This is a genomic window from Oceanobacillus halophilus, assembly GCF_003628505.1.
GTDB classification, from domain to species: domain Bacteria; phylum Bacillota; class Bacilli; order Bacillales; family Amphibacillaceae; genus Oceanobacillus; species Oceanobacillus halophilus.
Map to the genome: position 1 here is coordinate 57,572 of NZ_RBZP01000012.1, position 25,772 is coordinate 83,343.

Annotated in this window: 18 protein-coding genes; 17 read left to right on the top strand and 1 reads right to left on the bottom strand. The window is 40.2% G+C overall.

The features are described 5' to 3' along the window. Nucleotides 1–88 precede the first annotated feature (88 nt). From D8M06_RS13680 to D8M06_RS13690, 3 genes are all read left to right on the top strand, one after another. Complete coding sequence (locus tag D8M06_RS13680; protein ID WP_121204967.1) at nucleotides 89–1,408, top strand: HD domain-containing protein; 1,320 nt, start codon at nucleotides 89–91, stop codon at nucleotides 1,406–1,408. Beyond that, complete coding sequence (locus tag D8M06_RS13685) at nucleotides 1,398–1,889, top strand: YwgA family protein (RefSeq protein WP_121204968.1); 492 nt, start codon at nucleotides 1,398–1,400, stop codon at nucleotides 1,887–1,889. The genes D8M06_RS13680 and D8M06_RS13685 overlap by 11 nt, the downstream gene beginning before the upstream one ends. 219 nt (nucleotides 1,890–2,108) lie before the next feature. After that, on the top strand, nucleotides 2,109–2,645 hold the full coding sequence (locus D8M06_RS13690) for a YwhD family protein (RefSeq protein WP_121204969.1): 537 nt from the start codon (nucleotides 2,109–2,111) through the stop codon (nucleotides 2,643–2,645). A gap of 201 nt (nucleotides 2,646–2,846) precedes the next feature. On the opposite strand, the gene D8M06_RS13695 is transcribed toward D8M06_RS13690, so the two are convergent. Continuing rightward, nucleotides 2,847–4,886: a transglycosylase domain-containing protein gene (locus tag D8M06_RS13695; RefSeq protein ID WP_121204970.1), complete on the bottom strand. Its 2,040-nt coding sequence runs from the start codon at nucleotides 4,884–4,886 to the stop codon at nucleotides 2,847–2,849. Nucleotides 4,887–5,214: 328 nt separating this feature from the next. Between D8M06_RS13695 and speE the strand changes: the two genes are divergently transcribed. The 14 genes from speE to D8M06_RS13765 all read left to right on the top strand — a co-directional run bounded on the left by speE (nucleotide 5,215) and on the right by D8M06_RS13765 (nucleotide 25,742). Then, nucleotides 5,215–6,042, top strand: coding sequence for a polyamine aminopropyltransferase (speE, locus tag D8M06_RS13700; protein ID WP_121204971.1), 828 nt, complete (start codon nucleotides 5,215–5,217; stop codon nucleotides 6,040–6,042). 14 nt (nucleotides 6,043–6,056) lie between these two features. Continuing rightward, complete coding sequence (gene speB, locus D8M06_RS13705; RefSeq protein ID WP_121204972.1) at nucleotides 6,057–6,929, top strand: agmatinase; 873 nt, start codon at nucleotides 6,057–6,059, stop codon at nucleotides 6,927–6,929. A gap of 505 nt (nucleotides 6,930–7,434) precedes the next feature. Next, nucleotides 7,435–7,872: a YwiB family protein gene (locus D8M06_RS13710; RefSeq protein WP_121204973.1), complete on the top strand. Its 438-nt coding sequence runs from the start codon at nucleotides 7,435–7,437 to the stop codon at nucleotides 7,870–7,872. Next, a complete protein-coding gene (argS, locus tag D8M06_RS13715; RefSeq protein ID WP_121204974.1) occupies nucleotides 7,869–9,536 on the top strand; it encodes an arginine--tRNA ligase in 1,668 nt (555 codons plus the stop codon). The genes D8M06_RS13710 and argS overlap by 4 nt, the downstream gene beginning before the upstream one ends. Nucleotides 9,537–9,884: 348 nt before the next feature. After that, nucleotides 9,885–11,993, top strand: coding sequence for a heterodisulfide reductase-related iron-sulfur binding cluster (locus D8M06_RS13720; protein WP_121204975.1), 2,109 nt, complete (start codon nucleotides 9,885–9,887; stop codon nucleotides 11,991–11,993). Between the two features lie 114 nt (nucleotides 11,994–12,107). Beyond that, complete coding sequence (locus D8M06_RS13725; RefSeq protein WP_121204976.1) at nucleotides 12,108–13,295, top strand: acetyl-CoA C-acetyltransferase; 1,188 nt, start codon at nucleotides 12,108–12,110, stop codon at nucleotides 13,293–13,295. A 492-nt stretch (nucleotides 13,296–13,787) separates the two neighbouring features. Continuing rightward, a complete protein-coding gene (locus D8M06_RS13730) occupies nucleotides 13,788–14,639 on the top strand; it encodes a 3-hydroxybutyryl-CoA dehydrogenase (protein ID WP_121204977.1) in 852 nt (283 codons plus the stop codon). A 34-nt stretch (nucleotides 14,640–14,673) separates the two neighbouring features. Beyond that, nucleotides 14,674–15,804: an acyl-CoA dehydrogenase gene (locus tag D8M06_RS13735; RefSeq protein WP_121204996.1), complete on the top strand. Its 1,131-nt coding sequence runs from the start codon at nucleotides 14,674–14,676 to the stop codon at nucleotides 15,802–15,804. Between the two features lie 70 nt (nucleotides 15,805–15,874). Further along, complete coding sequence (locus D8M06_RS13740) at nucleotides 15,875–17,014, top strand: acyl-CoA dehydrogenase (RefSeq protein WP_121204978.1); 1,140 nt, start codon at nucleotides 15,875–15,877, stop codon at nucleotides 17,012–17,014. Between the two features lie 339 nt (nucleotides 17,015–17,353). Then, entirely contained in the window at nucleotides 17,354–18,298 is a 945-nt protein-coding gene (meaB, locus tag D8M06_RS13745; protein WP_121204979.1) for a methylmalonyl Co-A mutase-associated GTPase MeaB, read from the top strand. Continuing rightward, nucleotides 18,285–18,926: a TetR/AcrR family transcriptional regulator gene (locus D8M06_RS13750; protein ID WP_121204980.1), complete on the top strand. Its 642-nt coding sequence runs from the start codon at nucleotides 18,285–18,287 to the stop codon at nucleotides 18,924–18,926. The genes meaB and D8M06_RS13750 overlap by 14 nt, the downstream gene beginning before the upstream one ends. A 2-nt stretch (nucleotides 18,927–18,928) precedes the next feature. Beyond that, nucleotides 18,929–22,273 carry a methylmalonyl-CoA mutase family protein gene (locus tag D8M06_RS13755; protein WP_121204981.1) on the top strand — a complete coding sequence of 1,115 codons (3,345 nt, stop codon included), beginning with the start codon at nucleotides 18,929–18,931 and terminating at the stop codon, nucleotides 22,271–22,273. Nucleotides 22,274–23,134: 861 nt separating this feature from the next. Continuing rightward, complete coding sequence (gene rpoE, locus D8M06_RS13760) at nucleotides 23,135–23,701, top strand: DNA-directed RNA polymerase subunit delta (RefSeq protein ID WP_121204982.1); 567 nt, start codon at nucleotides 23,135–23,137, stop codon at nucleotides 23,699–23,701. Between the two features lie 436 nt (nucleotides 23,702–24,137). Then, complete coding sequence (locus D8M06_RS13765) at nucleotides 24,138–25,742, top strand: CTP synthase (RefSeq protein ID WP_121204983.1); 1,605 nt, start codon at nucleotides 24,138–24,140, stop codon at nucleotides 25,740–25,742. Nucleotides 25,743–25,772 lie beyond the last annotated feature (30 nt).

Sequence of the window (25,772 nt, forward strand, 5' to 3'; positions counted from 1 at the left end):
CCATCGCTGAATGGCCACTGCCTCTTTTATTAATTAGCTATCTATTATATAATATAATAAAATTGTCGAAAAGAAACGGATGGAGAAAATGGCATATAAAGATCAGCAATTATCGGAAGAAAAGGTGTTTAAAGACCCTGTTCACCGCTATGTTCATGTGAGGGACCGGGTGATATGGGATTTGATAGCAACACCGGAATTTCAGCGACTGCGCCGTATTAAACAACTTGGAACGACGAATTTAACGTTTCATGGGGCGGAACACAGTCGCTTTAATCATTCACTTGGGGTATATGAGATTGTACGCAGAATATTAAACAACTTTGAGAACCGCCCACACTGGAATAATGAGGAGCGACTGCTCTGTCTGTGTGCGGCGCTTTTGCATGATTTGGGACACGGACCGTTTTCTCATTCATTTGAAAAAGTGTTTAAACTTGATCATGAATATTTTACCCAACAAATCATTACGGGAGACACGAAAATCAATGAAATATTGGAAAATGTCAGTCCTGGTTTCTCGCAAAAAGTATCCGATGTTATAGGTAAAACTTACAAGGACAAGCTGGTAGTTAGCTTGATTTCTAGTCAAATTGATGCTGATCGTATGGATTACCTGCAACGAGATGCTTATTATACAGGGGTTAGCTATGGCCATTTTGATATGGAACGGATACTTCGGGTCATGCGGCCGATAGAAGATCAAGTCGTGATCAAGTCAACAGGAATGCATGCGGTGGAAGATTACATCATGAGTCGTTATCAAATGTACTGGCAAGTTTATTTCCATCCGGTAACTAGAAGTGCAGAAGTGATTTTATCGAAAATATTGCACCGAGCAAAAGAATTATATGAATCAAATGATTTTACCTTTAAATTAAAACCGACGCATTTTATTTCTTTCTTTGAAGGCAAAGTAAAACTGGATGAATATTTGAAACTAGATGAATCCATTGTTCATTATTATTTCCAGCTTTGGCAAGAAGAACAAGATGACATTTTGAGCGATTTATGCGAACGATTTATGAATCGCAGGTTATTTAAATATGTGGAATTTAACCCTAATCTGCAAATGAAAGAGTGGATGGAACTGTATCAATTGTTTATGGATGCAGGAATTAATCCGGAATATTATTTAGTTGTTGATTCTTCATCGGACCTTCCATATGACTTTTATCGTCCAGGGGAGGAAGAAGAACGTTTGCCGATTCATTTATTGATGCCAGATGACTCTTTAAAGGAGCTGTCCAGGCATTCGGATATTGTAGAAGCAATATCCGGAAAAAAACGAACGGATCACAAGTTATATTTTCCAAAAGACCGCTTAGATAAACTGGAGGACAAGACAACGAAGAAACGAATAAAAGAAATTCTATATGGCCAAGGAGATGTAAAAAATGTTAGGTAATCATGCGAAATTAATGCAGTTTTTTTCAATGGCCGAGAACGTAACCGGACGTAAGAAATTGCAAAAAATGATTTATATCTTACAGAAATGCAATATTCCATTTGAGGAAAAATATCAATTTCATTTTTATGGTCCTTATTCCGAGGAGTTAACATTACGAGTAGAAGAACTTTGTAATCTAGGTTTTCTGAATGAAGTGAAAGAAGACAGAAGCAATTATTATCAATACAATTATACCATCACCTCAGACGGAAAAGACTTTCTGCAGCAATTTGCATTAGACATGCCTGAATACGGAGACAAGGTAGAAAAATTGAAAACCAAAAGCTCCCGATTCCTGGAATTAGTCGCAACCATGCTTTACTTCGATGATTTGCCAATAGAAGAAACAATAGAAAAAGTGCATACCGTAAAACCAAAACAAAATTATAGTGATGAAGAAATCGAAGAAGCCATACACTTTATAAACGAGCTTAAATAGGTTATCTAGTTCAGATTGGATATCATGCACGTCATAAACTAAATGAAAAAAATTAAAGTACAACATAAGCGTAGTGTATTTCCGTAGCGAATAAACGTACTAAATTTCTTTGTTAAATGGATAGTTAACTAAGTCTATATCTATATATTTTTCACCTTACAACAGAACAGTTTAATCGTAACCAAGTATGATTTCTGGTAAAATTAGTAAAAATGGAAGATGAGGTCTTATAGAAAGGAGAGGAATCTGGTGAGTGAGAAGGATAAAAAGAATTCTTTTACGATAATTAAAGATGACTCTACAGACGGTCACGGTGGATATGGTTCGGGTGTAATTAGCTTGGAAAATATGTCTTCCGTCATTGTTGATCCAAATGAAAATGAAGCGTATGTCGATATGGATGCTATGCATGCACGAAGTAAAGTAGAACGCCGTGTAAAGTGGATTCATAACAAAGACGAGGTTCCAAACGGAAAATTATATTGGATCGTATGGGTGAACGTCGAGCGAAATGAGAATGGCAAATTTTATAGTGGCGTAGCTGGAAGTGAAATTCGAGTTGATCGTGAAATCAAACGAGCGTACAAGTCGATGCCGGAACATATTAAACATATGGAACAATCGTTAAAAGGCAAGGTTATTGTCGACCATATGGATGATCACTCGAAAAAATTATTGAAAGACTATTTAATCGAATTTGATGAGAACATGTGGAATAATTCTACAGATGAACTAAAAAATGCACTTTCAGAGTAAAGACAAATAGAGAATATGAATAATTTGTGAACGAATCATGAACAATTATAATAAATGTTGTACTTTACATCGGAAGTTTGTAAAATATGGATACATGGACAAACATGTATTACTAGGACAAAAAGAAGCCGACAATCCAAAAGGTGATTGTCGGCTTCTTTTTGCTTATTATTCTATTACAAGCTTATAAATCTAAAGATATTAGTCACCAAAAAAGGAATCAAAGAAACGTTCGATGGTCCCTTTGTCATCTTCCTTATCATCTGATTCATCTCCATGGAAATGCTTGGTGCAATAAGAGGTGGGCTCTGAACCCTCCTCAAAATACATGACCCTGCTAACCTCACAATAAGGAGTGGCTAGATCTCCAGTCTCCGGATCAACGGCTACGCCAACGACACCTGGTGGCACCTTAAATGGTTCCTGTGGCAATTCTTCGTGGGCTTTTTCCATAAAAGAGGCCCATATTTCTTTGGGATACCCTTTTTCTGCTACTACTTGCATCGTTCGATTATCATCATACCCAGCCCAAACCCCTGTAACAAGCTGTGGACTAAAACCTACCATCCAACTGTCTGAACTGGTTGTTCCAGATTTGCCTGCGTACGTTCGAGTTAATTCATCTGCTATAGGTGCTCCAGTGACGGATGTATAACCGTCCAGCATTCGGTCAAACATGCCTGTCATTAAATCCGATAAGATAAATGTTTGCTGTGGATCAAGAACTAATTCGCCGTTTTCCTTCGGTCGTTCATAGACGGTTCGATCATTTCGGTCGATTATCTTTTCGATGGCGTACCCATCAATTTGATGCCCGCCATTAGCAATCATTCCGTATCCTGTAACCATCTCCTTTACCGTAACAGATGCTGTTCCGAGTGCTAAGGATGGAACGGCAGGCAAGTCCCCATGTATTCCGAACTTTCTCGCTGCTTTCACAAGTCTTTCTGGGGTGAGAAACATGTTTGTTTTTACAGCATAAATATTATCAGAAAGTGCCAGTGCTTGTGCTAGAGAAATTGATTCATAGGCATAATAGTCATTAAAGTTACTAGGCTGATAAACCTTTCCTTCTTCTAATTCAAATACAGTTGGCTTACTAGCTAACATCGTTGTCGCTGTATAGCCATTTTCTAGTGCTGCGTAGTATAAGAAAGGTTTAAATGTGGAACCGGCCATACGTCTAGCGGACATCGCTCGGTTAAAGGGACTTTTCTCATAATTGCGTCCACCAACTAAGGCTTTAATCGCACCGGTATTTGGCTCCATCGACATGGCACCAATTTGCATGTCCGTTGTTTCCGGTATGGTCGATGAAATGAAATCTTCTAGACTTGTTTGCTTATCCGCATTTAATGTTGTGAAAATCTGATAACCACCAGACCGGACACTTTCTTCATCCAAATCTAAAATATTGGAAGCTTCTTTTAAAACGACATCTTGAAAATAGGGCCCAATAGAATTCTTATTTTCCCGTTTCTTTTCTGAGTAGGTAAGCTCTGTATTCGAGGCAACCTTAAATTCTTCCTCTGTAATCATGTCATTTTCCAGCATTAGACTTAATATTCGTTTTTGTCGATGGTCGGCATTTTCTTTGTTGTTTAATGGTGAGTAATAGGTGGCGCCTTTTGGTACGCCTGCTAGCATGGAGGCTTCAGCCAAATCCAGTTCACCAGCTGATTTATCAAAAAAGTATCTGCTGGCAGCTTCAATTCCGTATGCGCCATGTCCATAGTAGATAGAGTTCAAATAACCTTCCAATATTTCTGCTTTGGAATAATACATCTCCAGTCGGACGGTGTAAAATGCTTCTTTTATCTTCCTGTCCCAAGTTTTGTCATGGGTTAAATATAGGTTCCGTGCAAGTTGCTGTGTTAAGGTACTAGCTCCTTCAGAAAGCGACAGCGTTTTTATATTTTTAAGAACAGCACCAGCAATACGTTTCAGGTCAAAGCCAAAATGGTCACGAAAATGCTGGTCCTCGATAATTAATGTGGCGTCAATAATGTAAGGCGACATATCCTCTAAATCCACCCAATATCGATTCTCAACACCACGCTCCTCCCCAATCACCTGATTGGAGTCACTATAGTAAATCGTATTCTCCTCGTTTGTCAGAGGAGGTGGTCCTAACATAAAACTGACAAAATAAATCCCCAACAAAGAAATAAATGCTAATCCAATAAGTCCTAGCACAGCTTTTCCTATTAATCGATACTTTTTAAATCTCCTCTTTTTCATCTCATTAACCCCATAAATAATGATATACGTGTGTGTATTACTACCATTATGGGAAAAGATATAAACAAATAAACATGAAAAAGCTGGAGAGAGTGGGCAGAAGACTGATATCTGGAATGCAGGGAGAAAACGTGTAGGCGAATTCAGATGGAGGCGGGAGCTGCTAATTGGAGCGAGAAGATGAATAGAGGAAGCGAGGACCGATAAATCCGAACGTGGACTAGACTGGTTTTCTTTCAAAAAAAAGCTTGTATTTTTTCAGAATTTCTATATAATCAACCTGTTTAAGGAAGCCGATTTAAATACATACAAGGAGATGGATGGGCCAATGAGCATTTGGTTTACAGAGAAACAGACAGAGAATTTTGGGATTACGGCAAAGGTAAAACAGACCTATGTCGCTGAACAAACGGATTTTCAGGAATTGCAATTGGTGGAAACGGAAGAATGGGGAAACATGCTGATCCTTGATGATATGGTGATGACAACAGAGAAGGATGAATTTGTATACCACGAAATGCTCGCCCATGTTCCACTTTTTACGCATCCAAATCCAAAAGATGTTCTGATTGTTGGTGGAGGGGATGGTGGAGTCATTCGCGAAGTCCTAAAGCATGAGTCTGTTGAGAAAGTTACGCTTGTGGAGATTGATGGTAAGGTCATTGATTATTCCAAAAAGTACTTGCCGAAAATTGCGAGTGGATTTGATAATGAACGGGTGGAAGTAAAGGTGGAGGATGGATTTATGTATATCGCTAATAGCGAGAAAGCCTTTGATGTGATTATGGTCGATTCCACCGAACCCGTCGGACCAGCGGTAAATTTATTTAGTCAAGGTTTTTATGCGGGGATTTCTAAAGCATTAAAAGATGATGGTGTATTTGTTGCGCAAACCGATAACCCTTGGTTCAAAGCTGACTTGATTAAACAGGTGTATCAGGATGTGCAGCAGATTTTCCCTGTGACCCGTTTATATACGGCAAATATTCCAACATACCCTAGTGGTTTATGGACTTTTACATTGGGGAGTAAGGTCCATGATCCGAAAAAAGTGAAGGCAGAACGCTTTCCTGATATGGAATCAAAGTATTACACGCCAGATATTCACTTCGCTTCATTTGTTTTGCCGAAATTTGTGAAAGACTTGACGGAGTAAGGGGAGACGTAACGATGAGATTTGATGAAGCCTACTCAGGTAAAGTTTTTATCATGTCAGGATCTGAATTTGAAAAAGCAAAAGCGGTTATCTACGGAATGCCTATGGACTGGACGGTGAGCTTTCGACCGGGCTCTCGCTTCGGTCCGGGCCGTATCCGTGAAGCTTCCCTTGGCCTGGAAGAATATAGTCCTTACTTGGACAAGCATTTGGAGGAAATGGACTTTTTTGATGCAGGAGATATCCCTCTGCCATTCGGTAATCCCGCAAGAAGCTTGGATATGATTGAGGAATATATCGAAAAACTCTTGGAGAATGGAAAATTCCCACTAGGGCTGGGCGGGGAGCATCTTGTTACATGGCCGATTGTCCAAGCTATGTATAAGAAATACCCAGATATGGCGCTCATTCACATCGATGCGCATGCAGATTTGCGGGAAGAATATGAAGGAGAATCACTTTCCCATTCAACACCTATCAGAAAAATTTGCGGTTTAATCGGACCGGAAAATGTCTATTCATTCGGAATTCGTTCAGGCATGCGTGAAGAATTCCAATTTGCAAAAGAAAGTGGCATGCACATGTCGAAGTTTGAGGTTGCTCAACCATTGAAGAAGATACTTCCTCACTTATCGGGTAGAAAAATATATGTCACGATTGATATTGATGTCTTGGAACCAGCCTATGCGCCCGGTACCGGAACGGCCGAAGCTGGAGGAAACACCTCAAACGAATTATTGCAAGCAATCCAAATGATTGCAGAGTCAGATTTACATATTATTGGTTCCGATTTAGTAGAAGTTGCACCAGCATATGACCACTCCGAAAAAACAGCCATTGCAGCAAGTAAATTTGTAAGAGAGATGTTGTTGGGGTGGGTGAAGTAGTTGGAAGGAGTTTGTGAATTGGGGTGAGAGCCTGTTAACCGGGAGAGTGAACGCTTATAAAGGAGAGGAGCGCCTATAAACCGGGAGTGAGCGCCTATAAAAGTAGAGGAGCGCCTATAAAAGTAGAGGAGCGCCTATAAAAGTAGAGGAGCGCCTATAAAAGTAGAGGAGCGCCTATAAAAGTAGAGAAGCGCCTATAAAAGTAGAGGAGCGCCTATAAAAGTAGAGGAGCGCCTATAAAAATAGAGGAACGCCTATAAAATGGAGTGAGCGCCTATAAAATGGAGTGAGCGCCTATAAAATGGAGTGAGCGCCTATAAACCGGCAGCGAACGCCCATAACCCATAAACCAGCGCCCACCAACAAAAAATCTCTCCCAATATCCCAGTCCAGCAATCCTAAAAATTAACCGATAACCATAACCCCGTACACTTTCTATTGAAATACCCTACACATTATCGCTATAATAGGCATTATATGATTTTAAGAAGTACGAGGCGATGGAATGGATTCAGTACAGAAGAAAGTGAATATTAGGCTTGAAACAACCATTAATGATAATGGCAGCAAGGAACATAATACCGTTCAGGAAACGGGAAAATTCTTTATTAAAGGAAATAGGCATGTTTTAATGTTTGAAGAAACGTTGGATGAGGAGCTGAAAGTACGTAATTTAGTTACCATTCAGGACGGTTCCGTTAATATAAAACGGACGGGCCCAGTTTCTATGAATCAAAAGTTCGATATTAATCATATTACAGAAAATGTATATAAGCATCCGCATGGCACCATACATATGGAAACCTTCACGAAGAAAATGACCTATAAGCAAAAAAGTGAGATAACGGAAGGGCAATTAGCCATTTCTTATACGGTCAAATTAAATGGGCAGGATGAACGGAAACATGATCTGATTTTGAGTTATAAGGAGGAATCCGAATGAATGTCTTAGAACAAACAGAAGATATTTTAAAACAGGAAATAATAGAGGCGGTAATCAAGGCAAACCTTGCTACAAAAGAGCAACTTCCAGATATCGTTTTAGAAAAACCAAAGGATAAATCACATGGTGACTTTGCCGCTAACATTGCAATGCAGCTAGCAAGAATTGCAAAAAAAGCACCGCGTCAGATTGCGGATGACATTATCAACCATTTAGATCAGACAAAAGCATCGATTGAAAAAGTAGAGGTTGCTGGCCCTGGATTTATTAACTTTTTCATGAAAAATGACTTTTTAGGCGATATTATCCCTACTATATTAAAAGCGGAAACTGAATACGGAAGAACCAATGCAGGAAATGGGGAAAAGGTTCAGGTAGAGTTTGTTTCTGTTAACCCAACCGGTGATTTGCATTTAGGGCATGCACGTGGCGCAGCATATGGAGATGTATTATGTAATGTACTAGATGCGGCAGGATACCAGGTGGAGCGTGAGTATTATATCAATGATGCTGGAAACCAAATTGATAATTTAGCTTACTCTGTTGAGGCTCGTTATTTACAAGAATTAGGCCAGGATGCGGAAATGCCGGAAGATGGATATCACGGACAGGCTATTATCGACATTGCGAAGAAAATTGTCGCTGAAGATGGCGATAAATGGGTGAATGCAGATAAAGAGGAACGCATTGCTCACTTTAAAGAATACGGGTTACAATCTTCCTTAGAAAATATAAAAAACGATTTGCAAGCTTTTCGTGTGGAATTTGATAACTGGTTCTCGGAGCGTTCTCTGTACAAAGATAAAATCACGGAAGCGTTAAAAACCTTAGACAAAGAAAATTACATCTATGAAAAAGACGATGCAACCTGGTTTAAATCCACAGAATTCGGTGATGATAAAGATCGAGTTCTAGTGAAAAAAGATGGCAATTACACCTATTTAACACCAGATATTGCTTATCATAAAGATAAACTGGACCGAGGGTTTGACCAGATTATTAACGTATGGGGAGCGGACCACCACGGATATGTACCAAGAATGCGTGCAGCCATTCAAGCATTAGGCTATCCATCTGATAAATTCCATGTGAAAATCATTCAAATGGTAAACCTTTTTGAAGGTGGAGAAAAGATTCGTATGAGTAAACGTACAGGGAAGGCTGTTGCACTTCGTGATTTAATAGAAGATGTAGGTGTCGATGCAGCCCGCTATTTCTTTGTAACACGCTCGAATGATTCTCAGCTTGATTTTGATATGGATTTAGCACGTTCACAGTCCAATGATAACCCCATTTTCTATGTTCAGTATGCCCATGCAAGAATTTGTACGATGCTGGAGCAAGCGAAGAACAAGGGAATAGAAACGGATTCAACTTATGATGCAACGTTATTAACTGCTGAAAAAGAAGTGGACTTGCTTAAGAAATTAGGCGAATTCCCACAAGTAGTTGCAGAAGCGGCAGAAAAACACTTGCCTCATAAAGTAACGCAATATGTATTTGACTTAGCAACCTTATTGCATAGTTTCTACAATGCGGTAAAAGTATTAGATCAAGATAACGAAGAATTAACCAGCGCAAGAATCGCTCTCATGAAATCCGTTCGAATTACATTAGCTAACGGACTTCAGCTAATCGGAGTAACCGCACCTGAGAAAATGTAAGTTTATATAGAAGGTTGTTTTTTAATCCCTTTACTAACTGCTTACTACCGTCCGTAAACAAGCAATTAACATAGGAACACACACGTTAGTACAAAGTAACGTGTGTGTTTTTTCTCTTATCAAAAATCACTTTAAGAAGTTTTTAAATAAAATGAAACTATACCCTTTACAAAAGAGAGGAAATAGTGTAATTTTATATTCAAAAGAAACAGAAAATATAAAATTTTAGTTATACAGGTTGACTGAATGCTCATTCATAATATACTATAGTAATAAGACTGACATCAAGAAAAATTCTGTAAATTGAAATCGTTAACACCAAGTGAATAGGGAGAAGGGGGAGCACTAATGGATACATTTTTAATCATTAACTGGATCGCTTTTTTAGCAATTACCATTTATGGATTATATCTGTTTGGCAAGGTTGTTGCGACAAGAGTGTCCTACATCAAGCTTGGTAAGAAATCGGAGTTTGATGGCGAAGTAAAGATGCGCTTAAAGCGGATTGGAAAAATAGTATTTGGCCAGTCTAAGCTATTGAAGGACAAGAAGTCTGGAACCATTCATGTCATGATGTTCTATGGATTTATACTTGTACAATTTGGTGCCATTGACATGTTTGTTAAAGGGCTAGCACCAGGTAATCATTTGCCTTTTGGTATGTTTTATCCTGGATTTGTATTTTTCCAGGAAATCGTAACTTTGACGATCCTGGTAGCGGTAATTTGGGCATTTTATCGCCGTTATATAGAAAAACTTGTCCGTTTGAAACGAGGGTTAAAAGCAGGACTAGTTCTTATTTTTATTGGTACGTTAATGATTTCAGTACTGTTTGGTAATGGAATGGCTATGATTTGGCATGGCCACGAGGCAACATGGACAGAGCCTGTTGCTAGTTTAATAGCGACTATTTTTGGATTCTTGTCTCCGGGTGCTGCTGCCGTACTGTTCTTTATCGCATGGTGGATACATACAGTAACCATTTTAACATTCTTGGTTTATGTACCTCAATCCAAGCATGCGCACTTAATTGCTGCACCAATCAACGTTTTCCTAAGCAAAAAAGTTCCAGGAAAGTTGAAAAAACTAGACTTCGATATCGATGAAGAAGCAGAAGAAAGTGAAGAAGAAATATCCTTCGGTGTTGGGAAAGTAGAAGACTTTGAACAGCATCAAATGATTGATTTCTATGCCTGTGTAGAGTGTGGCCGCTGTACAGATGTTTGTCCGGCTGCAGGGACAGGAAAGATGCTGTCTCCAATGGATATCATGGTGAAAGTTCGTGATCACTTAACAGAAAAAGGAGCAGCAGTAACTGGTAAATCTGCCTGGGTACCATCATATGCTTTCTCTAGTGCACAAGGAAACATGGCTAGCGCTGGTGGAGAAGCGGCTGCAACGATTCAACAAGCGAGCCTAATTGGAGATGTTATTACAGAAGAAGAATTATCTGGATGTACAACATGCCGTAACTGTGAGGATGCTTGTCCGGTTAATAATGAACATGTTGGTACGATTATTGATATGCGCCGCTATCTAGTAATGACAGAAGGTAAAATGGATGCAGATGTACAACGTGCGGTTATGAATATTGAGCGTCAAGGGAACCCTTGGGGATTATCGAAAAAAGACCGTATTAAATGGCGTGATGAAGATGAGTCTGTTTATGTTCCAACGGTTAAAGAACTGAAAAAAGAAGGAAAAGAATTCGAATATCTTTTCTGGGTTAGTTCCATGGGCTCCTACGACAGTCGCAGTCAGAAGATTGCTCTTGCCTTTGCTAAATTAATGAATAAGGCTGGAATCAGTTTTGCTATTCTTGGTAACCAAGAAGCAAACTCTGGAGATACTGCTCGTCGAATCGGGAATGAGTTCTTATTCCAAGAAATTGCGGAGAAGAATATTAAGACATTTGAAAAACATAATGTGAAGAAAATCGTTACGATCGATCCTCACGCCTATAACATTTTCAAAAATGAATATCCTGATTTTGGGTATGAAGCAGAAGTTCTACATCATACGCAAATGTTATATGATTTAGTAATGTCAGGAAAACTAGCACCGAAAAAACCAATCAATCAACGTTTAACTTATCACGATTCTTGTTATCTAGGAAGATACAATGGAGTCTATGATCCGCCAAGAGAAATCTTGCAATCTATTCCTGGTTTGGAACTAGTGGAAATGGATCGTAGCCGAGAGAATGGAATGTGCTGTGGAGCTGGTGGCGGCTTGATGTGGGCAGAAGATACAACCGGTAACCGAATTAACGTTGCTCGTACAGAACAAGCGTTAGCTGTTGAACCAACGATGATTTCTACAGCGTGTCCATTCTGCTTAACCATGATCAGTGATGGAACGAAAGCAAAAGAAGTGGAAGAGGACATCAGTACCCTAGATGTTGCTGAAATTCTAGCATTATCTGTATTTGTGGAAGAAAAAGAAGTAGTTGCTTAATAACTTATAAAATAGGGAGGACTAGTGCCTCCCTTTATCTTAGTAGGATAACTGAGCGAGCGTTCAATCGATAGATGATAGATTTTTAAAAATGGAGTGAAAGGGAGGATTTTTATGAGAAAAACAGTGATTATATCTGGTGCAAGAACACCTTTTGGGAAGTTTGGTGGGGCGTTAAAACCATTAACAGCGTCACAACTCGGTGGAAGAGCCATTAAAGAAGCTTTGAAGCGTGCGGGATTAGAAGGATCTGAAGTAGATGAAGTAATTCTTGGAACGGTATTGCAAGGAGGGCAGGGACAAATTCCTTCCCGTCAGGCTGCAAGGGAAGCTGGTATTCCTTGGGAAGTAAAAACAGAAACAATCAACAAGGTGTGTGCATCAGGTCTTCGAAGTGTCACATTAGCCGATCAACTGATTCGCTTGGGCGATGAAGAGGTTATTGTGGCAGGTGGAATGGAAAGCATGAGCAACGCACCTTATTTTATGCCAGATGCACGTTGGGGAAGCCGAATGGGTGATAGCAAAGTAAAAGATTTAATGGTGCATGACGGATTAACATGTTCTTTTAAAAATGTACATATGGGAACATACGGAAACTCAACAGCTGATGAATTTGGCCTAACCAGAGAAGCGCAGGATGAATGGGCATACCGCAGTCATCAACGTGCAATAGAAGCAATTGAATCAGGAAGATTTAGAGATGAGATTGTTCCGGTAGAAATACCACAGCGCAAGGGAGACCCGGTTGTTGTTGATACTGATGAAGCTCCAAGAAAAGAAACTACCATTGAAAAATTAGCAAGTCTTCGTCCGGCTTTTGATAAAGATGGAACCATTACCGCTGGGAATGCACCAGGAATAAATGACGGGGCAGGTGCTTTTGTTGTCATGTCCGATACAAAAGCAAATGAACTAGGAAAAAACCCATTAGCAACAATCGTGGGGCACGCAGAAGTTGCTGTTGAAGCCAAAAATTTCCCGCAAACACCAGGATTAGTAATCAATAAACTTCTTGATAAAACAGGACACACCATTGAAGAAATAGACTTATTCGAAATAAACGAAGCATTCGCAGCAGTCGCACTTGCCAGTGGGCAGATTGCAAACGTGGACCCTGAAAAATTAAACGTCAATGGCGGTGCAGTAGCATTAGGCCACCCAATCGGAGCAAGTGGAGCCCGAATTATCCTAACACTCATTCATGAACTAAAACGCCGCGGCGGAGGACTTGGAATAGCCGCAATATGCAGTGGCGGCGGTCAAGGAGACGCAGTATTAATCGAAGTGCCAAAAAAGTGATTAATGAAATAGGACGTTTTTAAAGCAGGACGTGGAGCGGAGCGCCTATAAACAGAGAGGAGCGCCTATAAATGAGAGGAGCGCCTATAAATTGTGAGGAGCGCCTATAAATTGTGAGGAGCGCCTATAAACAGAGAGGAGCGCCTATAAATTGGGAGGAGCGCCTATAAATTGTGAGGAGCGCCTATAAATGGAGAGGAGCGCCTATAAATTGAGAAGAGCGCCTATAAATGGAGAGGAGCGCCTATAAATTGGGCGGAGCGCCTATAAATTGAGCGGAGCGCCTATAAATTGTGAGGAGCGCCTATAAATGGAGAGGAGCGCCTATAAATGGAGCGGAGCGCCTATAAACAGAGAGGAGCGCCTATAAATTGGGAGGAGCGCCTATAAAATGAGGAGAGCGCCTATAAACTAACAGCAACACCTATAAATCGAGAGTAACGCCTATTACACGAGTAAAAGCCTATATTCCAAAATCAAGGGGGAGAAAGCATGTCTGTGAAGAAAGTAATGATTGTAGGGGCAGGTCAAATGGGATCTGGGATTGCGCAAGTGTTCGCGCAATCTGGTTTTCAAGTAATTTTAAATGATGTAACTGAAGATGCTTTAAATAAAGGTAAAGCATCGATTGAAAAAATTTTAACCAAAGATGTGACAAAAGGAAAAATCACAGAAGAGGATAAATCAAAAGCATTAAACAATCTATCGTTATCTGGAAATATAGCAGATGCAGCGTCTTGTGATCTTGTGGTAGAAGCGATTGTGGAAAATATGGATGTGAAAACAAAGGTTTTCCAGGAGCTGGATCGGGTGACCCCACCTCATGCTATATTAGCGTCAAACACGTCATCTCTTCCAATCACAGAAATCGCTGCAGTCACAAATCGTCCAGAAAAAGTGATTGGCATGCATTTTATGAACCCAGTTCCAGTTATGAAATTGGTAGAAATCATTCGAGGTCTGCAAACAACCGATGAAACATACGAAACCGTTGCAGAAACTGCGGAACGATTAAATAAAACGTCGGTAGAAGTCAATGATTTTCCAGGCTTTGCTGCGAACCGTATTTTGTTGCCAATGATTAATGAAGCTATCTATGCTGTATATGAAGGGGTGGCATCTCCAGAAGATATTGATACCGTGATGAAATTGGGTATGAATCATCCAATGGGGCCACTTCAACTTGCAGATTTTATTGGCCTAGATACGTGTCTATATATCATGGAAGTGCTTCATGACGGGTTGGGTGACAGCAAATATCGTCCGTGTCCATTATTGAGAAAATATGTAAAAGCCGGCTGGTTAGGTAAAAAATCAGGGAGAGGGTTTTATGAATATACTTGAGTATGACGTGAACATCAAGGAGGAGGACACCAAGATGAACCTGACTTTCACGGAAGAACAAGAAATGATGCGAAAGATGGTCCGTGAATTTGCCCAAAATGATATTACCGGTGATATAAAGCGAATGGAAGAAGAGGACCGATTTCCAAAGGAAGTTATCAGGAAAATGGCTGATTTAGGTTTAATGGGTATAGCCATTCCAGAGGAGTACGGTGGCAGTGGCATGGACTTTACTTCCTATATCATTGCCATTAACGAGCTTTCAAAAGTAAGCGCTACAATTGGCGTGATTCTCTCTGTCCATTCATCCGTAGGAACCAATCCTATTCTTTATTTCGGGACAGAAGAACAAAAGCGCTACTACATTCCCAAACTAGCATCAGGCCAATATCTTGGCGCTTTTGCACTAACGGAACCTGGGGCAGGATCTGATGCACAGAGTATAAAAACTACTGCTAAAAAAGATGGTGACAACTATATCCTAAATGGCACGAAAATGTTTATCACCAATGGCGGAGCAGCAGACACCTACATTACATTTGCAAGAACAGCAGCTAACGAAATTAGTGCGTTTATTGTGGAAAAAGATACCCCAGGACTCCATATAGGGAAAAAGGAAAAGAAAATGGGACTTAACGGATCCAATACCGTGCAGCTGAGTTTTGACAATTGTGAGGTTCCTGGAATGCAGCTGCTTGGCAAAGAAGGGGATGGATTCAAGATTGCGATGGTGAACTTGAATGTCGGCAGAATCGGGATTGCAGCACAAGCATTAGGGATTGCTGAGGGAGCGCTCAGTCATTCCATTCAATATGCCAAAGAGCGAGAGCAATTTGGAAAACCCATTTCAGCAAATCAAGGCATTTCTTTTAAACTGGCAGATATGGCGACAGAAGTCGAGGCAGCAAAACTATTAGTCTATCAAGCGGCATCTCTGGTAGAACGAGGAATCGACTGTGGCAAGGAAGCATCCATGGCGAAAATGTATGCCTCCAATACGGCCATGAAAACAGCCATTGAAGCTGTCCAAATTTTTGGAGGCAATGGATATACCAAAGACTTTCCTGCAGAACGATTTTTCCGCGATGCGAAAGTCACGCAAATTTATGAAGGAACGAATGAAATACAGCATATGGTTATTTCGAAAAAACTATGGAGAGATTAAAGAGATTGTTAGTAACACACGTAAAAAAGTGTGACAAATATAGCCTTAATACACTCAAGGGGGAAAAAACATGAACTTTCAACTAACCGAAGAACAAGAAATGCTTAGAAAAATGGTAAGGGATTTTGCAATCAATGAAGTAGAACCAACTGCTGCAGAACGGGATGAGGAAGAACGATTTGATCGCAGCATTTTTAATAAGATGGCTGAACTCGGTCTAACAGGTATCCCCTGGTCAGAGGAATATGGTGGAATCGGTTCTGATTTTGTCAGCTATGTGATTGCTGTTGAGGAATTATCACGTGTATGTGCATCAACGGGTGTAACATTATCAGCGCATCTGTCCTTAGCAAGCTGGCCAATTTACAAGTATGGAAATGAAGAACAAAAGAAAAGCTTCTTATATCGACTAGCAACGGGAGAGGCATTGGGTGCTTATGCTTTATCTGAGCCAGGAGCTGGAAGTGATGTAGCTTCCATGAAGACTACGGCGAAAAAAGATGGAGATGAGTATGTTCTAAATGGCAGCAAAGTATGGATAACAAATGGTGGAGTAGCAGATCTTTATCTTGTTTTTGCCAAAACAGATCCTGATGCGAACCATAAAGGAGTTAGTGCATTTATCGTTGAAAAAGGAACAGAAGGATTTTTATTTGGGAAGAAAGAAAAGAAATTAGGAATTCGCTCTTCCCCAACAACAGAACTCATTTTTGAAAACTGTCGTGTACCAAAGGAAAATATGCTTGGTGCGGAAGGCGATGGATTCAAGATTGCGATGTCTACCTTGGATGGCGGGCGAAATGGAATTGCAGCTCAAGCCGTGGGAATTGCACAAGGTGCCTTAGATGCAGCAGTAGACTATGCCAAAGAGCGCGAGCAGTTCGGAAAACCAATTGCAACCAATCAAGGAATCTCTTTTAAATTAGCGGATATGGCGACAGAAGTAGAAGCGTCCCGACTGTTAACCTATCAAGCTGCATGGCTAGAATCACAAGGCTTGCCATATGGAAAGGCATCGGCCATGTCCAAATTATTTGCAGGAGATACAGCAATGAAAGTCACCGTCGAAGCTGTTCAAGTATTTGGCGGATACGGATACACGAAAGACTATCCAGTTGAACGGTACATGAGAGATGCAAAAATCACCCAGATTTATGAAGGAACCAATGAAATACAAAGATTGGTTATTGGCAGAATGCTTACGAAATAAGTAAGATTGATTGATACGCGGAAGTCGATCGAACGAGGAAGGCGTAGGGTGAGCGGGAAGCTGGACAGTCGTGCGAAGTAGTCATAAAAACGCGCGCCCGCCCAGCACAAATGAGAGAGGCAGTAGCAAAACCGCGCGACCGCTCAGTACAAACGAGCGAGGCAGCCACAAAATCGCGCGCCCACTCGGCGCAAACGAGCGAGGCAGCCACAAAACCGCGCGCCCACTCCTCAAAAACGAGCAAATACCACGCCAAATCGATCGGCCCTAACACAAAATCAATCAATAAACCAGCCAAAAATCAACCTCTAGCAATGTGAATTTGAAAGGAAGTACATCATGCATGAAATCGTAGAACGGATGAAGAACAAGGATGTGCGTGCATTAGCAAGGGCCATCACAATGGTTGAAAATGACCATCCAGATAAACTCGAGATGCTTAGTGATGTTTTTTCACTGAAAAAGCATGCGCTTTATGTTGGATTGACGGGGTCACCTGGAGCGGGGAAGAGTTCTCTTGTTAATCGGCTGATTACACATATCCGGAATGAAGGAAAAACAGTAGCAGTGATAGCGGTAGATCCAACCAGTCCCTTTAGTGGTGGTGCACTATTAGGTGACAGAGTTCGGATGAATGAGCATTTTACAGATGATGGGGTATACATTCGAAGCATGGCGACCCGCGGAAGTTTGGGTGGGTTGGCGCGTGCAACAAAGGATGCTGTTCGAATTTGCGATGCCTTTGGATTTGATGTAGTCATTGTGGAAACTGTTGGTGTCGGTCAGTCAGAGCTCGACATTATGAAAATAGTGGATACAACCGCCGTTGTTCTAACGCCAAACAGTGGAGATGTCCTGCAAATTTTTAAAGCAGGAATTATGGAAATTGCTGATCTGTTTGTAATCAATAAGGCAGACCTGGATGGCGTTGGCAAGCTGAAGCGACTTCTCCGAGAGCTAGTAATGATGACAGCGACAGAAGAGCACAAAGTAGCTATTGTAAAGACGATCACTACACAAAATGAAGGCATTGATGAATTATGGGAAAAAGTGAAAGAACATCGTGAATACTTGTATTCCACACAAGAAGGGAAACAAAAACGCAATGCACAATTTGAATTAGAAGTGTATGAATTAATCCGAGAAGAGATATGGCGGGAGGTGAAATCTTTCGTCGAATCGAATGATGACCTTCCGCCAATGGACTCTAGTGCTGATCCATATAGGCTTGCTAAGGATTGGCTGGAAAAGTGGAAGGAGGCCGTGGTAGATGGAAAAAGATAAGATCGTTTCCAGTGTGAAAGATCAGGAACTTATTAAAATGCGCCGGGACCAGATGATAAAAGGTGCGATCACGCTATTTAAAGAAAAAGGGTTTCATCGCACCACAACGAGAGAAATCGCCAAGGCTTCTGGTTTTAGCATTGGAACGCTTTATGAATACATTCGTACGAAAGAAGACATCCTTTTCCTTACCTGCGACGCTATCTATGACCAAGTTCGGGAGCGGGTGGAGTCCGCATTTGATTTAGAACATCCTTCCCGTGAAAATTTAATAAACGTGATGAAGTCCTACTTTTATTTAATGGATGAGCTGCAGGAAGAGATTCTGATACTCTATCAGGAAGTAAAATCCCTAAAGAAAGAAACAAGAAAATATGTTCTGCAAAAAGAGCAGGACATGGTCCGAATGCTGGAAAAGGTAATAGTTAACTGTGTACCAGAACCATTAACAAAAAAGGAAGTATCACTTATCGCCAATAATATTTTTATTGAAGGGCATATGTGGGGATTCAGAAGATGGATCTTGCAAAAACAATTTACGTTAGATGAGTACATTGAGTTACAAATTACAATGCTATTAAAAATGTTGCCAGGAGAACATGAGTCTTTACGAAAAGGGGGAAATTAAGAATGGAGCAGCCACAAATTTACAAACCGAAAAACCCAGTTCGCTTTGTTACAGCATCAAGCCTGTTTGACGGGCATGATGCATCCATTAACATTATGAGAAGAATCTTGCAATCTAGTGGGGCAGAGGTTATTCATTTAGGACATAACCGTTCAGTAGAGGAAGTCGTTCATGCAGCCATTCAGGAGGATGTGCAAGGTATCGCGATATCCTCTTATCAAGGCGGTCATGTCGAGTATTTTAAGTACATGATAGATTTATTGAATGAACTTGGAGCGACTCATATTAAAGTATTTGGTGGTGGTGGAGGGGTTATCATCCCTCGAGAGATTAAAGAATTGCATGAATATGGCGTTTCCTGGATTTTCTCTCCAGAAGATGGTCGGAAATACGGCCTTCAAGGTATGATTAACAAAATGATTGAAATGTGTGATTTCCTTCCACCCATTGATATTGAACAAGATTTTGAAAAACTGGAACAAGGGAATCGACATGCGATTGCTAAGTTTATAACGTTTGTCGAATCTGAGCAAGTGGACAGAAATGAAAAACAGCGTGTGTTGAAAAAATTGCAGGAGACAGGAAATGACCAGACGCCAGTACTTGGGATTACTGGTACAGGTGGGGCCGGGAAGAGTTCGTTAACCGATGAATTAATTCGCCGGTTTATGAATGAAGTGCCTGATAAGAAAATAGCCATCATTTCCATTGATCCAACGAAAAAGAAAACAGGAGGAGCACTTTTAGGTGACCGTATTCGCATGAATGCCATTTTCTCCGATCGTGTTTATATGCGTTCGCTTGCTACAAGAGATTCTCGTAGTGAACTTTCTAAAGCTATTCAAGACGTGATTGATGTTGTGCGAGTATCTGGGTACGACTTTATCATCGTGGAAACAAGTGGAATTGGGCAAGGGGATGCAGCAATTACCGATGTAACCGATCTTTCTATGTATGTCATGACAGCTGAATTTGGTGCACCAACCCAATTGGAAAAAATTGATATGATTGATTTTGCTGATTTTATTGTGATTAATAAATTTGAACAAAAGGGTTCGGAGGATGCCTTGAATCAAGTGCGTAAACAATTCGAGCGCAGCCGTATGCTGTTTAAACAGGATAAAGAGAAATTCCCAGTATTTGGTACAATTGCAAGTCAATTTAATGATGAAGGGACCAATGCCTTATTTGCATCACTCATTGATAAGATCAATGAAAAGTACAACTGGGAAGTGTCGGTAGACTTTGACCGACATACGATTGCGGAAAAGCAAAACCTTATTATAACCAACGAGCGTCGCCATTATTTGCGTGAAATTGCTGCATATATACGTAAATACCATGAAGATGCAGAGAATCAAAGCGAAATAGCGCGCAAGCTTTACCAGCTGCAAGGTGCGATTCATACCATCGCGAATGATGAGGGGATTGAGCTAATCAATCAAACGTTTGATCAAAAGAAAGAAAATGAATTGGCAGCAACAGAAGCAGTGGAAGATGAGAAACAAACGTTTGATCAAGAAAATATCGTAAGAAAATTAAATCAAACGTATAATCAATACGAGGAGAAACTTCATCCGCATGCGAAAAAATTGCTGGATTCTTGGGACAATAAGCAAGAGGAATACAACCAAGACAAAATGTCATTTAAAGTACGTGATAAAGAAATTGAAATGGATATTATAACAGAATCCATTTCCGGGACAAAGATTCCTAAGGTTGCTTTTCCTAAATACCATGATTGGGGCGAGCGTTTGAAGTGGCTTTTAAAGGAAAATGTGCCAGGTGCATTTCCGTTTACAGCAGGTGTTTTCCCGTTTAAACGAAAAGGGGAAGATCCAACACGCCAGTTTGCTGGAGAAGGTACACCAGAACGTACCAATCGCCGGTTCCATTATCTTTCAAGAAACGATGAGGCAAAACGTCTTTCTACGGCATTTGACTCTGTAACCTTATACGGAGAAGATCCAGATTATCGCCCAGATATTTATGGAAAAATAGGTGAGAGTGGAGTTAATATTTGTACGCTTGATGACATGAAAAAACTTTATGACGGATTTGATTTAACAAATCCAATGACCTCCGTTTCCATGACAATCAATGGCCCAGCACCAATCATTTTAGCGATGTTTTTCAATACAGCGATTGATCAGCAAGTGGAGAAATTTAAGGAAGAACAAGGAAGAGAACCAAGTCGTGCGGAATACGAAAAGATTAAAGCAGAAACGGTATCTGTTGCAAGAGGGACGGTGCAAGCAGATATTCTGAAAGAGGATCAGGGACAAAATACCTGTATTTTCTCAACAGAGTTTGCGCTTCGTATGATGGGAGATATTCAGAAGTACTTTATCGATCACAATGTCCGGAATTATTACTCCGTTTCTATTTCTGGATACCATATTGCAGAAGCTGGAGCAAATCCAATTACGCAGCTAGCTTTTACACTCGCCAATGGCTTTACGTATGTTGAGTACTATCTAAGCAGAGGAATGGACATTAATAAATTCGCACCGAATCTATCATTTTTCTTCTCCAATGGGTTAGATCCAGAGTATACAGTCATCGGTCGTGTGGCTAGAAGAATTTGGTCCATCGTGATGCGAGACAAATATGGTGCCAATGAGCGCAGCCAGAAATTGAAGTATCATATTCAAACATCAGGTCGCTCCCTGCATGCGCAGGAAATTGACTTTAATGATATTCGTACCACATTACAAGCATTGTTAGCGATTCAGGATAATACGAATTCCTTGCATACGAATGCTTATGATGAAGCTATCACAACACCAACAGAAGAATCTGTAAGACGTGCCATGGCCATTCAAATGATCATTAATAAAGAATTTGGCTTAACAAAGAATGAAAATCCATTACAAGGATCATTTATTGTGGAAGAATTAACTGATTTAGTAGAGGAAGCGGTTCTTCAGGAGTTTGAACGAATGAATGACCGTGGTGGTGTGCTCGGAGCGATGGAACGCCAATACCAACGTGGAAAAATTCAAGAAGAATCCTTGTATTATGAAGGCAAGAAACATTCCGGCGAACTACCAATTGTTGGGGTGAATACGTATCTGAACCCGAACCCGCCATCAGAAGATGATATCGACTCCATGGAACTTGCGCGAGCAACGAAAGAGGAAAAAGAACATCAAATCAAAGAACTCCGCAAATTCCAGGAAAGAAATAAAGCATATACGGAAGATGCACTTAACCGCTTGAAGGAAGTAGCAACATCCGGCGGCAATATTTTTGAAGAACTCATGGAAACCGTCAAAGTAGCAAGCCTTGGCCAAATTACACAGGCTCTTTATGAAGTGGGTGGACAGTATAGACGGAATATGTAGTTGATTGTGTGGGGGCGCTCCTGTAAATCTGGAGGAGCGCCTATAAACCAGGAGGAGCGCCTATAAAACTGAAGGAGCGCCTATAAACCAGGAGGAGCGCCTATAAAACTGAAGGAGCGCCTATAAACTTGGAGGAGCGCCTATAAACTTGAAGGAGCGCCTATAAACTTGGAGGAGCGCCTATAAACTTGGAGGAGCGCCTATAAACTTGGAGGAGCGCCTATAAACTTGAAGGAGCGCCTATAAACTTGAAGGAGCGCCTATAAACTTGAAGGAGCGCCTATAAACTTGAAGGAGCGCCTATAAACTTGAAGGAGCGCCTATAAACTTGAAGGAGCGCCTATAAACTTGAAGGAGCGCCTATAAACTTGAAGGAGCGCCTATAAACTTGAAGGAGCGCCTATAAACATGGAGGAGCGCCTATAAACTTGAAGGAGCGCCTATAAACTTGAAGGAGCGCCTATAAACCTGAAGGAGCGCCTATAAACACCGGAAGAACGCCTATTAACCAGAACAAACGCCCTAACCTCCACAACAAACGCTCATCCAATCAAACCATTTGCTTCATGTCCATATACGCCTGTTCTTTCACTGACATAAATGTAAAAAGTTGAGAAGATGTTATTTTCTCAACTTTTTTGTGCTAAAATATGGCATAATCGCTATAGAATTGTTTATAATGTTAGGTATGTTTATTGATAAGGAAAAAATGATATAGTTAGATAATGAATAGGTTTTTAATAGGTAATCTTAAGGTGCCGTGTCAGAGACACATTTTAAGCTGGACAAGGTCACTATGATGATGAACCAGCTAGTAGAAATAGTATATATTTTTTATTACAAATAAAGGGAGTGCTTACCGTGAGCTTAAAAGATTATAGCCGCGAGCAAATTGAAGATATGTCAATGCTGGAATTGGCAAGTGTAATTTTAAAGGACGAAAGAAAGGCATTAGAATTCCAAGAACTATTTAAAAGAATTGCAGATATAAAGGGATTAACGCAAGAAGAAAAAGAAGATTATATTGCGCAATTTTATACAGATTTAAATGTGGATGGACGTTTTACAACACTTGGATCAAATATGTGGGGTTTGAAACGTTGGTATCCGATTGAGCAAGCTGATGAAGAGGTACATACTCCTAAAAAGAAAAAGAAGAAAAAAGCTACGAAGAAGAAAAAACGTGTTGCTGAAGAAATTCCTGAAGTGGAAGAAGATGTTTTTGATGAGGAAGACCTTCACGAAGACGACCTGGACGATGACCTTGATGACTTGGAAGACGACGATTTAGAAGATGATTTAGACGATGATGAACTCGAGGATTACAATGATTTTGATGATGATGATGAACTAGAAGAGGAAGACATCGATGAAGAATTTGATGATGACGAGGACGATGTTGACTCAGACGACAAAGAAGAAAAATAACACACTGCTTTTCCATGAAGAAGGACCTGCAATGGGTTCTTCTTTTTATTAACTTAAGGACATTAACTCACCAAAAAGCTTTGTTTAAAGGATGTTAGCTAAAGGATTTTTATTTCTAAAAACAGTTATTGACTTTTTAAGATCAAATGAGTACAATTTTACTTGGGCTCTATAAATTAAATCATAGCGTCTCCCTTATACGTGGGGAGGCGCTTTTTATTTTTTGGGGGGTTAGTATCAGGGGATTCCTGGCCTGCCTCCTGTATCGCAATCTGTGTAGTCATTTTTTGGTATTCCCAGTGAAAACAGGGAATGGTCGAAATGATTTGATTACCGCAGATTTTTTCCGTTTAGGAATAGATTTTTTATGCTCTTATTATATTTATATTTTGGTACAAAATAAGTTTTAACTAGCAAAGAGAAAGAGGGATTAATTGTGACGAAGTATATTTTTGTTACGGGTGGGGTTGTTTCTTCCCTAGGAAAAGGAATAACAGCTGCATCATTAGGACGTTTATTAAAAAATCGTGGGTTAAAAGTAACGATTCAAAAATTTGACCCATATCTCAATGTTGACCCAGGAACCATGAGTCCTTACCAGCATGGAGAAGTATTCGTAACACATGATGGAGCGGAGACAGATTTAGATTTAGGACATTATGAACGTTTTATTGATATTAATTTAAATCAGTATAGCAATATTACGACAGGTAAAGTCTATTCCAGTGTCATCAAAAAAGAAAGACGCGGAGATTATTTAGGTGGAACTGTACAAGTTATCCCTCATATTACAAATGAAATTAAGGATCAGGTTTTTCGTGCTGGGGAAGCAACGAAAGCGGATGTTGTCATAACGGAAATTGGTGGAACAGTTGGTGACATTGAATCCTTGCCATTCTTAGAAGCAATACGTCAAATTAAGAATGAAGTCGGAAGAAATAGTGTCATGTATATTCACTGTACATTAATCCCATACATTAAAGCTGCTGGTGAATTAAAAACAAAACCGACGCAACATAGTGTGAAAGAATTGCGTTCACTAGGGATTCAACCAGATGTGATTGTTTTACGAACAGAACAATCGGTAAGCAAAGAAATGAAAGAGAAAATTTCTTTATTCTGTGATATTAACGAACGTGCAGTAATTGAAATGCCAGATGCAGATACGTTATATCAAATTCCTATTACTTTACAGGAGCAAGGACTAGATGAATTAACGTGTAATCATTTTGGTTTGGAATGTGGAGAACCGGAAATGGGAGAGTGGAAAGAACTTATTTCTAAAGTTAGAAACCTTTCCAAGACAATTGATATCGGATTAGTTGGAAAATATGTGGAATTGCCAGATGCATACCTTTCTGTTGTAGAATCATTGAAACATGCAGGTTATGTATATGATGCAGACATTAATGTTCACTGGATTAATTCAGAGAAATTAACGGAAGAAGGTATCAAAGAGGAATTAGATAAAGTGGATGGTGTCATCGTTCCAGGTGGATTTGGTGATCGCGGTATCGAAGGGAAAATTTCAGCCATTCGTTATGCGCGAGAAAACAACAAACCATTTTTCGGAATTTGCCTTGGAATGCAACTAGCATCAGTAGAATTTGCTCGTAATGTATTAGGGCTAGAAGGAGCGCACTCAGCAGAAATTGATCCGCGTACTCCTCATCCAATTATTGATTTACTACCAGAACAAAAAGAAATAGAAGATTTAGGTGGAACCCTTCGCCTTGGTGCCTATCCATGTAAATTAAAAGAGGGCACAAAAACACAAGCTGCTTATGATGGAGCGGATGTGATTGAAGAGCGTCACCGTCATCGTTATGAGTTTAACAATGAATATCGTGAACAGATGGAAGCAGAAGGATTTATCTTCTCAGGGACAAGTCCGGATGGCCGACTCGTTGAAACCATTGAACTAAAAGACCACCCATGGTTTGTAGCATGCCAATTCCACCCAGAATTCACATCACGCCCAACCAGAGCACAATCCCTATTCAAAGGATTCATCGGTGCCTCTGTAGAACAAAAAGCTTAAGAAGAAATAAATCACAACCTCGAACATATA

Coding starts and splice junctions, on each gene's coding strand:
- D8M06_RS13680 (WP_121204967.1), top strand. CDS start 89: ATGGCATATAAAGATCAGCAATTATCGGAAGAAAAGGTGTTTAAAGAC.
- D8M06_RS13685 (WP_121204968.1), top strand. CDS start 1,398: ATGTTAGGTAATCATGCGAAATTAATGCAGTTTTTTTCAATGGCCGAG.
- D8M06_RS13690 (WP_121204969.1), top strand. CDS start 2,109: ATGAGGTCTTATAGAAAGGAGAGGAATCTGGTGAGTGAGAAGGATAAA.
- D8M06_RS13695 (WP_121204970.1), bottom strand. CDS start 4,886: ATGAAAAAGAGGAGATTTAAAAAGTATCGATTAATAGGAAAAGCTGTG.
- speE (WP_121204971.1), top strand. CDS start 5,215: ATGAGCATTTGGTTTACAGAGAAACAGACAGAGAATTTTGGGATTACG.
- speB (WP_121204972.1), top strand. CDS start 6,057: ATGAGATTTGATGAAGCCTACTCAGGTAAAGTTTTTATCATGTCAGGA.
- D8M06_RS13710 (WP_121204973.1), top strand. CDS start 7,435: ATGGATTCAGTACAGAAGAAAGTGAATATTAGGCTTGAAACAACCATT.
- argS (WP_121204974.1), top strand. CDS start 7,869: ATGAATGTCTTAGAACAAACAGAAGATATTTTAAAACAGGAAATAATA.
- D8M06_RS13720 (WP_121204975.1), top strand. CDS start 9,885: ATGGATACATTTTTAATCATTAACTGGATCGCTTTTTTAGCAATTACC.
- D8M06_RS13725 (WP_121204976.1), top strand. CDS start 12,108: ATGAGAAAAACAGTGATTATATCTGGTGCAAGAACACCTTTTGGGAAG.
- D8M06_RS13730 (WP_121204977.1), top strand. CDS start 13,788: ATGTCTGTGAAGAAAGTAATGATTGTAGGGGCAGGTCAAATGGGATCT.
- D8M06_RS13735 (WP_121204996.1), top strand. CDS start 14,674: ATGAACCTGACTTTCACGGAAGAACAAGAAATGATGCGAAAGATGGTC.
- D8M06_RS13740 (WP_121204978.1), top strand. CDS start 15,875: ATGAACTTTCAACTAACCGAAGAACAAGAAATGCTTAGAAAAATGGTA.
- meaB (WP_121204979.1), top strand. CDS start 17,354: ATGCATGAAATCGTAGAACGGATGAAGAACAAGGATGTGCGTGCATTA.
- D8M06_RS13750 (WP_121204980.1), top strand. CDS start 18,285: ATGGAAAAAGATAAGATCGTTTCCAGTGTGAAAGATCAGGAACTTATT.
- D8M06_RS13755 (WP_121204981.1), top strand. CDS start 18,929: ATGGAGCAGCCACAAATTTACAAACCGAAAAACCCAGTTCGCTTTGTT.